At 70.8% G+C, this 15,375-nt stretch carries 12 protein-coding genes; 6 read left to right on the plus strand and 6 right to left on the minus strand.

The window, feature by feature from the left end:
- Positions 1-81 precede the first annotated feature (81 nt).
- The 4 genes from C8E96_RS10090 (at position 82) to C8E96_RS10105 (ending at position 8,409) form a co-directional block, all read left to right on the plus strand.
- A complete protein-coding gene (locus C8E96_RS10090; protein WP_091379865.1) occupies positions 82-2,967 on the plus strand; it encodes an ATP-binding protein in 2,886 nt (961 codons plus the stop codon).
- A gap of 65 nt (positions 2,968-3,032) precedes the next feature.
- Complete coding sequence (locus tag C8E96_RS10095) at positions 3,033-4,400, plus strand: FAD-binding oxidoreductase (RefSeq protein WP_228770080.1); 1,368 nt, start codon at positions 3,033-3,035, stop codon at positions 4,398-4,400.
- Positions 4,400-5,257, plus strand: coding sequence for an NmrA family NAD(P)-binding protein (locus tag C8E96_RS10100; protein WP_091379858.1), 858 nt, complete (start codon positions 4,400-4,402; stop codon positions 5,255-5,257). The genes C8E96_RS10095 and C8E96_RS10100 overlap by 1 nt, the downstream gene beginning before the upstream one ends.
- A gap of 29 nt (positions 5,258-5,286) precedes the next feature.
- Positions 5,287-8,409, plus strand: a complete 3,123-nt coding sequence (locus C8E96_RS10105; protein ID WP_166657939.1) for a BTAD domain-containing putative transcriptional regulator — start codon at positions 5,287-5,289, stop codon at positions 8,407-8,409.
- Here C8E96_RS10105 and C8E96_RS10110 read toward each other — a convergent pair.
- Both C8E96_RS10110 and C8E96_RS10115 read right to left on the minus strand, forming a co-directional pair.
- Entirely contained in the window at positions 8,388-9,176 is a 789-nt protein-coding gene (locus C8E96_RS10110) for an ABC transporter permease (RefSeq protein ID WP_091379852.1), read from the minus strand. The two genes, C8E96_RS10105 and C8E96_RS10110, sit on opposite strands and share 22 nt — an antisense overlap.
- Complete coding sequence (locus C8E96_RS10115) at positions 9,173-10,120, minus strand: ATP-binding cassette domain-containing protein (RefSeq protein ID WP_091379849.1); 948 nt, start codon at positions 10,118-10,120, stop codon at positions 9,173-9,175. The genes C8E96_RS10110 and C8E96_RS10115 overlap by 4 nt, the downstream gene beginning before the upstream one ends.
- A 173-nt stretch (positions 10,121-10,293) precedes the next feature.
- On the opposite strand from C8E96_RS10115, the gene C8E96_RS10120 reads away from it, so the two are divergent.
- A complete protein-coding gene (locus C8E96_RS10120; RefSeq protein ID WP_091379847.1) occupies positions 10,294-11,292 on the plus strand; it encodes an endonuclease/exonuclease/phosphatase family protein in 999 nt (332 codons plus the stop codon).
- A 3-nt stretch (positions 11,293-11,295) separates the two neighbouring features.
- Here the strand turns inward: C8E96_RS10120 and C8E96_RS10125 are convergent, their stop codons facing one another.
- Both C8E96_RS10125 and C8E96_RS10130 read right to left on the minus strand, forming a co-directional pair.
- On the minus strand, positions 11,296-12,045 hold the full coding sequence (locus tag C8E96_RS10125; RefSeq protein WP_091380540.1) for an SIR2 family NAD-dependent protein deacylase: 750 nt from the start codon (positions 12,043-12,045) through the stop codon (positions 11,296-11,298).
- A 50-nt stretch (positions 12,046-12,095) separates the two neighbouring features.
- The gene (locus C8E96_RS10130) at positions 12,096-12,410 is read right to left on the minus strand and encodes an antibiotic biosynthesis monooxygenase family protein (protein ID WP_091379844.1); all 315 of its coding nucleotides are present in this window, start codon (positions 12,408-12,410) and stop codon (positions 12,096-12,098) included.
- Positions 12,411-12,498: 88 nt separating this feature from the next.
- On the opposite strand from C8E96_RS10130, the gene C8E96_RS10135 reads away from it, so the two are divergent.
- Entirely contained in the window at positions 12,499-13,074 is a 576-nt protein-coding gene (locus C8E96_RS10135) for a hypothetical protein (RefSeq protein WP_133794322.1), read from the plus strand.
- Here the strand turns inward: C8E96_RS10135 and C8E96_RS10140 are convergent.
- Positions 13,061-13,831, minus strand: coding sequence for an alpha/beta fold hydrolase (locus C8E96_RS10140; RefSeq protein WP_091379839.1), 771 nt, complete (start codon positions 13,829-13,831; stop codon positions 13,061-13,063). The two genes, C8E96_RS10135 and C8E96_RS10140, sit on opposite strands and share 14 nt — an antisense overlap.
- Positions 13,832-13,877: 46 nt before the next feature.
- Positions 13,878-15,326: a M1 family metallopeptidase gene (locus C8E96_RS10145; RefSeq protein WP_091379836.1), complete on the minus strand. Its 1,449-nt coding sequence runs from the start codon at positions 15,324-15,326 to the stop codon at positions 13,878-13,880.
- Positions 15,327-15,375: the final 49 nt, after the last annotated feature.

Consider the following 15,375-nt stretch of genomic DNA (forward strand, 5'->3'; position numbering starts at 1 on the left):
CGCTGCCGCACTGATTACCGTCCGCTGACGTCTTCCTGGTCGGGGTATGCCCTGGGTCGCTTTGGCGACGACACTGGCGGCATGCCGGTTACGGCTATTCGGCTCTTCGGGCAGTTCGACCTCAGCCTCGGCGGTGAGTCCCCGCGGTTGGATTCGGCGCGGGTCGAGTCGTTGATCGCGTTCCTGTCGCTGAATGCCGATGGGCCACAGGATCGGCGGCGGGTGGCCTCGGCGCTGTGGCCGGAATCGACCGAGGCGCAGGCCCGCACCAATCTCCGCCATGTCCTGCACACCCTGCGTCTGCGCTTGCCGGACGCCGACGAGTATCTGGTGGTCACCTCGCGCTCGCTGGCGTGGCGGTCGCGGGCCTGGGTCGACGTCGCCGAGTTCGAGCGGCTGCTCGGGGGCGCGGATCGGGAGCGGGCGCTGCGCGATGCTGTCGACCTCTACGCCGGTGACCTGCTGGAAAGCTGTTCCGACGAGTGGTTGGCCGAGGACCGGGACCGGCTTCGCAGGCGGTATCTGGACGCGCTCGCCGAGTTGGCCGGGCTGTGTCCGCCCGCCGAGGCGATCACCTACGCCGAGCGGCTCGTGCGCGCCGACCCCCTGCGGGAGGACGCGTACCGGCTGCTGATGGGCCTGCATGCCGCCCGGGACGATCTCGCGGGGGCGCTGCGCGTCTATCACGTGTGCAGCTCCACGCTGGAACGCGAATTGGGTGTCGAGCCCTCCGTGGCGACCCGGGCGTTGTACGCGACCCTGCTGCCCCGGTCGGAGACCGTGCGGGTGGGTGGGCCGCCGCTCGTGGGCCGCGGCGCCGAACAGGCTCAGCTGACCGCGTGGTGGCGGGCGGCGGACGCAGGCGAGACACGGTTAGTGCTGGTCAGTGGCGAGTCGGGAGTGGGCAAGAGCAGGCTGGCCGAGGAGTTCCGTGCGAGATGCGCGCGGCGCGGAGTCGCGACCGCGGAGGCGCGCTGCTACCCGGTGGAGGGCTCACTCGCCTACGGTCCGGTCGCCGCGTGGCTGCGTTCGCCCGCGTTGCGCCCGCGGTTGGCGCGGCTGGACCGGGCGCGGCTCACCGAGATCGCGCGGCTGCTGCCGGAGCTGCTCACCGAGGTGCCGGGCCTGGTGCCGCCGCGGCCGTTGCCCGAGAGCGACCAGCGCCACCGGCTGTTCGACGCGGTCGCGGCCGTCGTCACGAGTGGGCCGACCCTGCTCGTGGTCGACGACTTGCAGCACGGCGATCGGGAGACGTGCCGGCTGCTGCATTACCTCCTGCGGCTCGGCGGGCGCCTGCTGGTGCTGGCGACCGCCCGCCGCGAGGAGATCGAAGGGCCCCTGATGGAGCTGCTGACCGCGGCCCGGGCTGACGACCGGGTCGCCGAGCTGGAACTGGGCAGGCTGCGCCGTGAGGAAACCGTCCTGCTCGCCCAGCGGCTGACCGGGGTCACCCTGGCCTCGGCCGACGCCCGACTGCTGTATGCCGAGACCGAGGGCAACGCGCTGTTCGTTGTCGAGGCCGTGCGTTCCGGGTGGACCGGCGGGCAGCCGCTGAGCCCGCGGGTGCAGGCCGTGATCGAGGCCCGGCTGGCGCAGCTGAGCCCGGAAACCCGGACGGTGGTCGCCGTCGCCGCGGCGATCGGGCGCGAGTTCGGCGCGGAAGTGCTGACCGAGGCCGCCGACGTCGGCGCGGACACCGTGGTGCGCGGCCTGGATGAGCTGTGGCGCAGGCGCATCGTGCAGGACCGCGGTGGTGGCGGTGCGTACGACTTCACCCACGGCAAGATCCGCGAGGTCGCCTACCGTGCCATCAGCCCGCCGCGTCGCCGCGAGTTGCATCTGCGGATCGCGGATGTCCTGGAGCGCCTGAACACCGCCGCTCCGGGGGCGGTCGCCGTGCGGATCGCCGGTCATCTCGCCCGGGCGGGGGCGGTGGAGCGGGCGGTCGGCTGGTTCCGCCGCGCGGCCGAAGCCGCCCAGCTGCTGCACGCCCACTCGCAGGCCGAGCGGTTGCTGAACCACGCCTTGGAGCTGCTGGCCACGTGCCCGGCGTCGGCGGAGCGCGACGCGGTCGAGTTGGAGCTGCGGACCGCGCTGCTCGCGCCGCTGGTTTCGATGGGCGGCTACGCCTCGGCGGCCACCTGCGCAGCGCAGCGGCGGGCCGACGAGCTGACGCGAACGCTGGGGATCGTGCCCTCGCCACCGCTACTGCGGTCGATGGCGCTCAGCGCCCTGACCCGCGGGGACTTCGCGGGCGCGAGCCGGTTCGGCGAGCGACTCCGCGCGGCGGCGACCGACAACGACGAGGTGCTCGTGGTGGAGGCCGCGTACGTGCTCGGGATCGCGTCGTTCTGGCAGGCCGACTTCGCTCGCGCTCGGGAGCACTTCGAACGGGCCGTGCGGCATTACCGTCCGGCCGACCGCACCGAGCACCTGATCCGCTTCGGCCAGGACCCCAAGGTCATCTGCCTGAGCAGGCTGGGCAACACCCTGTGGTTCCTTGGACTCGCGCAAGAGGCGCGCGCGGCCCGGGAGGCCGCGCTGGCGTGGGCCGACGAGATCGAGCACCCGTACAGCCGGGGCGCGGCACTGGTGTTCGCTTCGGTGCTGGCCCTGGACATGGGTGACGAGCAGGACATCCGGCGCTACAGCGCGGAGTTGGCCGCGATCGACAACACAGCGCGGCAGAACAGTCAGATGGCCGTCGTGCTCCAGTCCTATGTGGACGTTCTGGATGGGGCGGGCGGCGCGGGTGTCGAGCGAATCCGGCGCGAGATCGAGCTGACCCGCGACGAGCCCGCCGCTCCCGGCACGCTCACCGTGCTCGACCGGGTCCTGCTCGCCGCGTGCGAGGAGGCCGGCGACAAGGTCGGTGCGCTGGAGGTCGCCGATCGACTGCTCGACCAGGACGGTGCGGCGCGCATCTGGGCACCGGAGGCGCGGCGGGTGCGATCACGTCTGGCCTGAGGAACGCTCGCGGAACGGCGCGCCGCGCAGTCTTTCCCGGACCGACTCAGACGGAGGTGTTCGGAGTGTTCGACAAACTGCGTGGCGACTTCCGAGGCGCGTTGTTGCGTCCCGGCGAGGAAGGCTACGACGAGGCCCGGCGGGTCTGGAACGGCGCCATCGACCGGCGACCGGCCCTGATCGCCCGGTGCGCGGGCGCCGACGACGTGGCCACGGCGGTCCGGTGCGCCCGCGACAACGGCATGCCCGCCACCGTGAAGGGCGGCGGTCACGCGGTCGCGGGACACGCCGTGTCCGACGACAGCCTGATGATCGACCTCTCGATGATGAAGTCGGTCAGCGTGGACCCGGCAGCACGGACCGCGAGAGGCGCGGGCGGTCTGCTCTGGTCCGAACTGGACAAGGCGACGCAGGCGTTCGGCCTGGCCACGACCGGCGGGATCATCAGCCACACCGGTATCGGCGGGCTGACCCTCGGCGGCGGCCTCGGCCACCTGATGCGCAAGGCCGGTCTGACCGTGGACAACCTCATCGAGGTCGATCTGGTCACCGCGGAGGGGGAGCGGCTGCGCGTCGACGCCGACACCGACCCCGAGCTGTTCTGGGGTTTGCGCGGCGGTGGCGGCAACTTCGGCATCGCCACCTCCCTGACCTACCGGCTGCACCACGTCGGCCCGCTCGTGCTCGGCGGCCCGATGTTCTGGCCGCTCGCCGACGCCCCCGAGATCCTCGACCACATCCGGTCGATGGCCCCCGACGCGCCGGATGACCTGGGCATCACGATCACCGCCCGCAACGCGCCGCCCGCGCCGTTCCTGCCCACCGAGTGGTACGGCAAGCCGGTCTTCGGCCTGGTTCTGGTGTGGACGGGCGACCTGGCGCAGGGGCAGCGGCTGATCGAGCCGCTGCGGAAGCTGGGCACGCTGCTGGCCGACGCTGTCCGCCCGGTCCCGTATGTGGCCATCCAGTCGATGCTCGACGGTGGTGCGCCGCACGGCATGCACTACTACTGGAAGTCGCACCGGCTGCCGAAGCTGTCCGACGAGGTGATCGACGTGATGATGAGCGGCGTCGACACCCTGACCTCGCCGTTCTCGCAGTTCTCGGGCTGGGCCATGGGCGGGGCCGCGAGCCGGGTGCCCGCCGACGCGACCGCCGTGGGCGAGCGGGAAGTGGGCTTCGAGCTGAACGTCACGGCCGCTTGGCGGCCGGGTCCCGGCGACGCGCACGTCGCGTGGGTCCGCGAGCAATGGGAAGCGCTGCGCCCGCACAGCGTGGGTGTGTACGCGAACTTCCTGTCCGATGAGGACGCCGCCGGTGTCGCCGCCGCGTACGGCTCGCGGCTCGCCCGGCTGACCGCGCTGAAAGACCGGTACGACCCGACGAACTTCTTCCGCCACAACGCCAATGTCCGTCCCTCCGGAGGTGCGTGATGACTGTCCTGGTGACCGGTGCGACCGGCTCCGTCGGCTCGGCGGTCGTTCGCGAACTGCGGGAGCGCGGTGTGCGGGTGCGTGCGTTCGTCCGTGACCGCGACCGGGCGAAGGTGGTCCTGGGCGACGTCGAGTGCGTCGCAGGCGACTATCGCGATCCGGGCTCGATCCACGAAGCGATCAAGGGTGTCGATCGCGTGTTCCTGTGCAGCCGCAACGATCCCCGGCAGGTCGAACACGAGACCAACGTGATCGACGCGGCGGCTTCCGCCGGGGTCGGCAGACTGGTGAAGGTCGGAGCGAACGGGGCGCGGGTCGGGTCGCCGCTGGCGTTCTGGGACGCGCACGGGCGCATCGAGCGGCACTTGGAGCTGGTGGGCGTTGCGGCGGTGGTGCTGCACCCCAGCAGCTACACCTCGAACCTGCTCGCCTCGGCGGAGACGGTCAAGCACCTGGGCAAGCTGTTCGCGCCCGCGGGCGAGGCGAAGGTGACGCTGATCGACCCGCGCGATGTCGCGGCAGCCGCCGCGGTGGTCCTCACCGAGGACGGCCACGACGGGCGGACCTACGTGCTGACCGGTCCGGAGGCGGTGACCTACGAGCAGGCCGCGGCCGCTGTGTCCGCCGCGATCGGCAAGCCCGTGGACTATGTCGACGTCCCGGACGCGATGGCGCGCGACGGGATGCTCCAGGCGGGGGTGCCCCCGTGGCTGGCCGATCAGCTGGTGATCCTCTGGCAGCAGCTCCGCCAGGGCGCCGCCTCGGAGACCACCGATGTGGTGCGGGTGCTGACCGGCCGGGAGCCGCGTTCGGTGGCCGACTTCGCCCGCGACCATGTGCGGGCGTTCCTGGCCTGACGCGCGGGCGGCCATGGCAGGCTGGACGGGTGCAGGTGGACTTGCTCGGCCCGGTTCGGGTATCCGGTCGCGACCTCAGCGGCACCCGGCTGCGCACGCTCCTCGCGCGGCTGGCGTTGGAGCCGGGCAAGGTCGTCACGACCCCGACGCTAATCGCCGCGCTGTGGCCGGACCAGCCGCCTGCCAATGCCCTGCACACGCTGGTCTCTCGGCTTCGTCGAGCCGTGGGCGCCGAAGTCGTCGAGTCCGATCCGAACGGTTATCGGCTGGTCATCGGCGCGGCTGACGTCGATGTCCACGAGTTCGAGCGGCTGGCCGCCGAGGGGCGTGCGGCGCTCAAGGACGGTCGGGTGGGGGAGGCCGCCGAGATCCTTCGGGCCGCCTTGGCGCTGTGGCGGGGACCGGCGCTGGCGGGCATGGAGGACGCGCCCTTCGCCGGTCCAGTGATCACGCGGCTCGACGAGGTGCGGCTCTCCGCGCAGGAGGACCGGGTTGAGGCCGACCTGCGGCTCGGTGTCGACGTGATCGCTGAGCTGACCTCGCTGACCGCCGCCCATCCGCTGCGAGAGCGGCCTGCGGGGCAGCTGATGCGGGCGTTGGCTCTCGCCGGTCGGCAGGCGGACGCGCTGGGCGCGTATGAGCGGGTCCGCGCCGACCTGGCTGACGAGTTGGGGGTCGACCCTGCGGCCGACCTGCGTGAACTACACCTTGCCGTGCTGCGCGGTGATCTGGCGCCTGCCAAGGCGAATCGGGGGCTTCCGGCGGCCCGCACGAGTTTCGTCGGTCGCCTGGCCGAGTTGGCCGTGGTCGGCGACCTGCTGAAGTCGTCGCGGCTGGTCACGCTGGTGGGCCCGGGCGGCGCGGGCAAGACACGGTTGTCCGTCGAGCTCGCGGCCACTGTGGACGGTCCGGTGTGGTTCGTCGAACTCGCCGCGGTGCGGGCGCCCGAGGATGTGTCCGCCGCGGTCCTCGCCGCACTCGGCGTGCGGGAGTCGCCGTTGATGGAAGGGCCGGGGGTGCGGGCGCACGCGGCGTTCGACCGGGTCGCGGAGGTGTTGTCCGGTCAGCGTTGTCTCCTCGTGCTCGACAACTGCGAGCACCTGATCGCCACGGCCGCCGCGTTCACCGACGCCCTGCTCGGCCGGTGCCCACGGCTCACCGTGCTGGCCACCAGCCGGGAGGCGCTGGCGATCACCGGTGAGTCGGTGTTCCAGGTCGGTCCGCTCGCGCTGCCCGCGGACACCTCGGCCGAGGAGGTCGCGGGCTCGGACGCGGTCCGGCTGTTCGCCGACCGGGCGTCGGCGGTGTCGCCCGGGTTCACGGTGGACGCCGACGCCGTCGAGATCTGTCGACGACTCGACGGCCTGCCGCTGGCGCTGGAGTTGGCTGCCGCCCGGCTGCGGTCGATGACGGTGCGCCAGGTCGCCGACCGGCTCGACGACCGGTTCCGGCTGCTGACCGGCGGCAGCCGCACCGCGCTGCCGCGGCACCGGACGCTGCGTGCGGTCGTCGAGTGGAGTTGGGGCCTGCTAGAGGAAGCCGAGCGCGAGCTGGCGGCGCGGCTGTCGGTGTTCCACGCCCCCGGCACGCTCGAAGCGGTGGCCGCCGTGGCGGAGCAACCCGCCGAGGACGTCGTCTACGTGCTGGCGTCGCTGGTGGAGAAGTCGCTCGTGCTTGTCGGCGACGGGCGCGACGGCCAGGTGCGGTACCGGATGCTGGAGACCGTGCGGGCCTACGCCGCCGAGCGGCTCGACGAATCCGGTGCGACACCGAGGACCCGCGACGTGTTCGGCAGGTACTTCCTCGCCCTGGTCGAGGAGGTCGAGCCCAAGCTGCGCACCGGCGAGCAGATCCATTGGCTGGCTCGGCTCAAAGCCGACCAGGAGAACCTGGTCGCCGCCCTGCGCTACGCCATCGCGGTCGTCGACGCGGATCTCTCGTGCAGGCTGGCGGTGCGCGCGGTCTGGTTCTGGATGCTGGTGGGCGGGCAGCAGGAGGCGCTGGCGTTCGCCAAGCAGGCGAGTGCCCTGCCTGGTCCCGCGCCCGCCCACGCGCGGGCCGCGCTGCGGACGATCGGCGCGTTCGACCCACGGGCCGGGATTCCGCAGTCCGATGAACTGCGGGGCCTGTTGGCCGAACTCACCGCGACCGGCGCCGTCCAGCACTACCCGATGCTGGGGATGATCGGGCCGATGCTGACCAGCCTCGCCGGTGACGTCGAAGGCGCCATCGCCGACCTGGAGGCCCGGCTGGACCACCCGGACCTCTGGGCGCGCGGGATTTCGTTGCTGGGACTGGCGTTCGTGCGGGAGAACTTCAGCGAGCCCACGGGCATGGACGACCTCGCCCAGCGGGCGCTGGAGGCGTTTCGCAAGACCGGCGACCGGTGGGGTCAGGGCATCGCGATCTGGACCCTCGCCGAACACCAGTCCCTGCGCGGCGAGCACGCGGCGGCGATCGCCGCGCACCGCGAGTCGCTGCGGCTCGTCGAGGAACTCGGTGCCCTGGACGAGATTCCCACGCTGATGGGCAAACTCGGCATCCAGTTGGCCCGCGCGGGGGAGCCGGAGGCCGGGGAGCACGTCCTGCTCGACGCGATCACCTTGGCCAGGGGGCGAGGTCCCGCCGAGACCGTGGCCGCCCTGCACGCCTGGCTGTCCACTGTGCTCAGACAGCGGGGAAACCTGGGTCGGGCGCGGGAAGTTCTGGTCGAGGCGGAGGAAGCCATGGTCGACGTCCCCGTGTGGGCGCCGCACTGGTGGGTGGCCCATCTCGTCGCCCGGGCGCAGATCGCCATCGACACTGGCGACACCGACTCAGCGTTCGCCGATCTCCGCGAGGGCTTCGAGGCGATCCAGACACTGCCGGACCTACCGGTCACGGCGGCTGTCGCGGAGGCGACCGCGCGGGCCCTGCTGTGCGCGGGCGACGCGGTCGCGGCCGCGCGGCTTCTCGGGATCAGCATCGCGATCCGGGGCACGCCAGATCTCGGCAACCCGGATCTGTCCGTTTTGGAGTCAGGGATCGATGCCCGGATCGGGGTCGAGGCCCGGACCGCCGCGGTCGGCGACGGCCGGGGCCTCGACCGCGTCGCCGCGGTGGGTGAACTGTGTTCGGTGCTGGGCGCCGGTCAGCCCACTCGCCTGCGGTAGGCGCGCAGTGCCAGAGGGAAGAACACGGCCGCGATGCCCAGGGCCCAGACGAACGCCCATCCCGCGTGGGCCATCCAGTCGCCGCCGAGGAGTAGGCCGCGGCCCGCTTCGGTGAGGTGGGTGACCGGGTTGATGTCGACCCACGCGCGCAGCCAGCCTGGCATGGTCGACGAATCGACGAACACGTTGCTGCCGAAGGTCAGCGGGAAGATGACGACCAGCAGCGTGCCCGGCACCGCCTGCGGGCTCGACACCAGCATGCCGACCCACACCGACACCCAGCACAGGCACAGCCCGAACAGGATCATCAGTCCGGCGGCGATCAGGAACCGGGCCGGGTCGGTCTGCACCCGGAACCCCAGGATCATCGCGAAGCCGACCAGCACGACCAGGGTGATCACGAACCGGACGATGTCGCCCAGCACCGCGCCGACCAGTGGCGCAGACCGGGCGATCGGCATGCTGCGGAACCGGTCGAAGACGCCCTTGCCGATGTCGGTGTTGAGCGCCATCCCGGTGCCGAGGCTGGCGAAGGCGATGTTCTGCACCATCAGGCCGGGCACCAGGAACTGCAGGTACTCGCTGGTGCTGCCCTTGAGCGCGCCGCCGAACATGTAGACGAACAGCAGCAGGAACATGATCGGCTGCAGGGTGACGTCCAGCAGCGACTCCGGGTTCTTGCGGATCTTGATGACACTGCGGCCCGCCAACGCGAGCCCGTGTCGGATGGCCTGGTTCGGTCCGATGTGGAGTGTCGCGGTGGTCATGCGGGAATCCCCTCTCGGGTGCGGCCGGTCATCGCGAGGAAGACCTCGTCGAGGCTGGGCAGCCGCAGGGCGAGTTCGTCGACGGTGATGCCCGCGTCGTCCAGCCGGCGCACCAGAGTGGACAGCAGCATCGGGTCGTCGACGGGGGCGGTGAGCAGGCCGGTGTCGAGGTCCACATGCGGCTCGCCCGCGAGCCCGCGCAGGATGGACGCGACCGCCGCGACGTCGCCGATCAGCGTCGGACGGACCTGCAGTGTCTGGCCGCCGGTGCGGCGCTTGAGGTCGTCGGGGGTGCCGGTGGCGATGACCTTGCCGTGGTCGATCACCGTGATCAGGTCGGCCAGCTGGTCGGCTTCCTCCAGGTATTGCGTGGTCAGCAGCACCGTCACGCCCAGGTCGACCAAGCCCCGGATGGTGGACCACACCTCGTTGCGGCTGTGCGGGTCCAGGCCCGTGGTCGGCTCGTCGAGGTAGAGCACCTCGGGCCTGCCGACCAGGCCCGCGGCGAGGTCCGCCCGCCTGCGCATGCCGCCGGAGTAGGTCTTCACCGCCCGCCCGGCGGCGTCGGTCAGCTCGAACTGGGCGAGCAGCTCGGCGGACCGGGCCTTCGCCTGCGACTTGGTCAGCCCGAGCAGTTTGCCGATCAGCACGAGGTTCTCGGTCCCCGACAGGTCCTCGTCGAGCGAGGCGTACTGCCCCGTCAGACCGATCAGGCCACGCACGGTGGTCGCGTGGGTGCGCACGTCGAACCCGCAGACCCGAGCCGACCCCTCATCGGCCCGGAGCAGCGTCGCCAACACCCGCACCGCCGTCGTCTTGCCCGCCCCGTTCGGGCCGAGCACCCCCAGCACCTTGCCCTTCGGCACCATCAGGTCGACCCCGTCGAGCGCGACGGTGTCACCGAACCTCTTGACCAAGCCCTCGGCTTCGATCGCGTTGGACATCGGCGTCCCCTCCTTCAGTCCAGTCGAGCCTGTCGGCGGGCGCTGTCAGACCGCGCACAGCGCGCTGTCAGGCCGGTCGGACGGGTGACAGGACCGGACACGGTGACCGACTTGCCGGTGGGTGTCGTCGCGGTGCGGGATCATGGAGCCATGGGATTCGAGAGCGGACAGTCGTGACCTGGGGGCTTGACGACGCCATGGAGGAACCGAGGGAGGCCCCCGTCCGACGCAGACGGTGGGTCACGGTGGTTCTCGCGCTGTTCGTGCTGGCACTGCTGGGACTGTGCGTGCTCCGGTTGGGCGGATTCGACCTCAACCGGTACACGACGGCGGCGATCGCGCTCACCCCGTACCTGGCCGCGGCCGGGTTGCTGCTCGCCTTCCTCTCCCTGGCCCTGCGCCGACGGCTGCTCACCTTCACCGCCCTGGTGCTGGCGATCGCCTTCGGATTCCTGCTGATCCCCCGCTACCTCGCCGACGGCGAGCCGCTGCCCACCGGCCAGCGGGTGCGGGTGATGACGGCGAACCTCCTGATGGGCAAGGCCGACGCGCCCACCGTCATCAGACTCGCCCGCGATGCCAAAGTGGACGTGCTCGTCCTGCAGGAGCTGACCCCTCAGGCGCTCAACGCCCTCGACGCGGCAGGTCTGCCCGGGCTGCTGCCGCACCGCGTCGCCCAGCCCGCGGGTGGCACTTCGGGGACGGCGATCCTGGCGAAGGTGCCGCTACGGCAGATCGTGCTCGTCCAGGGAAGCTTCCACGACCAGCCCGCGGCGGTGGTGGACCTGTCGGGCAACACCGACGTCGAGATCGTGTCGGTCCACGCGTACCCGCCGGTCCTCAACGAGGAGGGCAGACGCCGCTGGCAGGCCGATCTCGAGGCGCTGCCGTCGTCGGACTCGAAGGGACGCCCCCGCATCCTGGCGGGCGACTTCAACGCGACCCTGGACCACAAGGCGCTGCACGGGGTGATGGACCGGGGCTACTGGGACAGTGCCGAGGTCGTGGGGGAGGGGATGCGGCCGACGTGGTCGCAGTTCCCGTACGGCCCGCCGGTGGCCATCGATCACGTGCTGGTCGATCGGCGGCTGGGGGTGGCGGAGGTGAAGGTCTACGACCTGCCCGGCAGCGACCACAACGCGGTCGTGGCCGAGGTCGCGCTGCCCCGCTGACCGTCAGCCCAGCCGGGACTGGATCTCGCCCAACGCCTCCGCCGCGGGCATCGGCAGCGAGATCCCCCGCCCGTGCCGAACCTCCGGCTCCCGGGGGTTGATCCGGATCAACGCCCCTGTGGCCGCGCTGGCGAGTTCCGCCTGCCTGCGCACCGTGGGAATCGCGTTGCCCGCTCCGATCTCCACCACTACCAACCGTTTGCCGAGCTGGCTGCGCCGCCAACTCGCAAGTGCGTCCAGGTCGCGCTGGCTGCGGTCGGGAACCCAGGTGTAGTCGCCGAACATCAGGATGTTCGGTCGGGCCAGGGCGCCGCAGCTCGGGCACTCGGGCAGCGGCCCGGTGGCTCGCATCGTCTCGGGGTCGACCTCGATGGCGACGTCGTCGGCGGGCCAGATGGCCGAGCGGCACGGGAGTAAACACTGCAGGTGGTGGATCGACCCGTGGACCTCCGCCACCTCGGTGAACCCGGCCTTCTGGAACTGGCCGTCCACGTTGGAGGTGAACGCCCGCGCGCCCCAACCCCGCAGGATGTCGAATCCGCTGTGCGGGACGGTGGCGCGGTAAAGGGCCAGGCGGTGGCCGTAGAAGCCCCACGCCAACTCCGGGTCGCTGCCGAAGTGGACCGGGTCGGCCAGCTCGACGAAGCTCAGCCCAAGGCGCTGGTACGGCGGGTACGCCCGCCAGAACCCCTCGTCACCACGGAAGTCGGGCAGGCCGGAGTCGACCCCCATCCCGGCGCCGGCGCACACCATGACGGCTTCGGCGCCCGCGATCAGCTCACCGGCCTGGTCTAACGCCGCCCTCACTCGCCCGTGCGCGGACCCGCGCTCTGCACCACCTCGAACTCCAGCAGGCTGGCGCCCGTCGACACCGGCTTCGCCCGCTCACCGGCGTGCGCCTGCCGGGACGAGCCGTTCGCCCAGGCCTGGAAGTGCTCCTCGGTCTCCCACCGGGTGTAGACGAAGTACCGCGTCTCACCCGAAGTCGGGCGCAGCAGCTCGAACCCGAGGAACCCTGGCTCGCCCTCCACCGCACCGAGCCGCGCGGCGAAGCGCTTCTCCAGCTCGGGCCCGGCACCCTCGGGAACCTCAATCGCGTTGATCTTCACAACAGCCATGAACTGAGCCTAGCTCGACTCGGATCGCCGCATCGCCGCGAGTTCAATCGCCCTCGCCGCTCGGAGCGACTCCGGCATGATGACCACCGTGACTCGATCGAAGCTGACCATCGCGGCGGAAATCGCCGCGGTCGGGGCGTTTGTCATCGCGGTTCTCGCCATTGTCGTGACGGTATTCTTCGATACGGGAATCCGAATTCCTTGGAAGTCCGAAGGTCAATCCCAGTCAAGTGTGGTCACGAGTCCCGTCACCACCTCTACGACGCCCAGTCAGTCGACAACCACGAGCCAGCCGGCGACCTCGAGTCAACCGCAGAGCACGCCTGCCAACGAAACCCGGCAATCCACGCCGACGCCGGTCGCACGTCACTGGCTTGGCTTGAAATTGGCCGCGGCCAAGGAATTCGGAGACGGTGCGAGCTTCTGGGTCGTCGTCCTGTTCGCCCTGCTCGCCCTGGTGGCGATGGGCTCGATCGTGTGGGCGCTTTACGCCTTTTTCATTCCCATTTCAGTGATGTCACACTTTTTCGCGGCAGTCGTTCCGATGGGCGCGATCGGCTACCTCTACTTGTGGACATTCTGGACAAATCTATCCAACCTGGGTGTCGTGGTCTTTATACTCGGGGCGATTATCACGACCGTCTACCCGGTTAGTCAGTCTTGAGATTCCTGATCGCGTCATTGAACCGCTCGGATTGTTCGAGGTTGCACAAGTGGCCCGTCCCCGGAATGACCACCATCCGGGAGTCGCGGATCGGGGCGGCCAGGGCGGCACCGACAGTGTCAGCCGGTGCGCGTTTGTCGTCGTCGCCGTAGAGCAGCAGTACCGGCACGTCGATCGTCGGCAGCACCGGGCGTAGGTCGGCCTCGGCCATGGCGTGGGCCATGGTCCGGAAGCCGCTGGGGTGGAAGTCGGACATCATCGCCGTGACCTCGTCGGCGAAGGTGTCGGTGGTCAGCAGGCCCGGTAGCCAGTCGGGCACGAAGGACTCCGGGGCCAGTTCCGACTGGGCCAGGCACGACGCCAGCCGCTCGGCGCACACCTCCGGTGGCAGCGAACCCGCCCAGCCCGCGTACGCGCTCGCCAGGACCAACGCCGAGGCGACCCCGGGGTGCCGGTGGTGGAATTCGATGGCCAGGGCGCCGCCCCAGGACAGGCCGACAAGGACCGGGTCGTCGAGTTCCAGTGCGGCGATCACCGCCCCAAGACAGTCGGCGTACTCGGCGAGCCGCCACGTCGAGGGCGGGTCGGCCGACTGGCCGCAGCCCGGTGCGTCCCAGGCGACGACGGTGAACTCGTCGCGCAGATCCGCGAGCTGGGGCCGCCAGGAGCGGCTGTCCTGCAGGATCCCGTGAAGCAGCACGAGCGGCGGGCCGGTGCCCGCCACCTCGACCCCGACGGCGACACCATTGATCAACACGGCACGACCACGACTCCATCGACCATCAAGCCCATGTCGACTGAATCTACTTGCGCAGGCTGCCCGGGTAGAGGAACTCGTCGGCGGGCTCGCTTGCGGAACGGAACCAGGCGTAGAAGAAGGCCGTCAGGTCCTGGCCCGCGATTTCGCCCGCCAGCTTCTCGAACTCCGGCCAGCTGGCGTTGCTGTCCTTGTGCTTGGCGATCCAGTCCTTGAGCAGCCGGTCGAACGCCGGGTCGCCGATCTGCCTGCGCAGCGCGTGCAGCGCGAGCTGGCCCTTGTCGTAGACGGCGGTGAACTCGTTGCCCGCGCCCATGTCGTAGAGCTTGCGGTTCCAGTAGCGCTCACGGTCGTGGTTGCGCGCGACCTGCGTGCGGTACCGCTCGTCGAGGTTCGCCTGCTCCTTGGCCTCCGCCCACATCCACTGCGCGTACGAGGCGAAGCACTCGTTGAGGCAGATATCGGCCCACGTCTTCACCGACACGGCGTTGCCGAACCACTGGTGGGCCTGCTCGTGGACCACGACCTCCAGCTCCGCCCACTTCGCGTAGACGGGCCTGCCCTGGGTTTCCAGCGAGAAGCCGATGTTCTCGTTGAGGTAGATCCCGCCCGCCGCGCTCTGCGGGTACGCGCCGAACTTGGCGCTCAGGAAGTCCAGGACCTCGGGCATCCGCGCCTGGACGGCCTTCTTGTCCTCGGTCCCGGGCGCGTACGCGTTGACCACCGGTGTCCCGCTCGCCAGCGTGGACCGCTCGAAGGTCCACTTGTCGATGCCGATCGTGGTCAGGTACGTGGCCAGCCGGGTCGGCTCGACCCACGTGTAGGTCGTCCAGCCGCCCGCGGCGACCGGGGGCTCCTCCCGGCCGTTGGAGACCACGCTCCACCCGTCCGGCACGCGCGCGGACAGCCGGAACGTGGCCTTGTCGCTCGGGTGGTCATTGACCGGGAACCAGTGGCTCGCCGCGTGCGGCTCACCGGCCGCGAACGCGCCGCCGGACTGGGAGATCTGCCAGCCGCCCGCGCCGAGGCCCTTGTCCTCACTCGGCTGCGGCTCGCCCTTGTAGCGGACCCGGGTGGCGAACTTCGCGCCCTTGGCGACCTCGGCCGCCGGGGTGATCACCAGTTCGTGCTTGCCCTCGCGCTCGAACTTGGCCTGCTTGCCGTCGACCTCGACCGCCGACACCTCGAACCCGATCAGGTCCAGGTTGAACGTCGACAGCGCGTCCGACGCGGTCGAGGTGACCACCGTGTCGCCGTCGAGCACCTTCGTCGCCGGGTCGTAGCTCAGGGAGACCGCGTACCCCTCGACGTCGTAGCCGCCGTTGCCGTCGTTCGGGTAGTACGGGTCACCGATCCCGTCGGCCGATGGCGGCGCGACCTGGGCTGAGCCGAGCGGCGACGACGGCGCGGGCGAACTCGGTTCGGGCGCGTTCGTGCAGGCGGTGAAGGCCACCGCCGCGAGCAGAACGCAGCACACGCGGACAACCGAGTACATCCAGGACACTCCAGCCGTAGGGGATGAGTCCATCATGGCGGGCGAGCTG

Source organism: Actinokineospora alba (genome assembly GCF_004362515.1).
Lineage (GTDB): Bacteria > Actinomycetota > Actinomycetes > Mycobacteriales > Pseudonocardiaceae > Actinokineospora > Actinokineospora alba.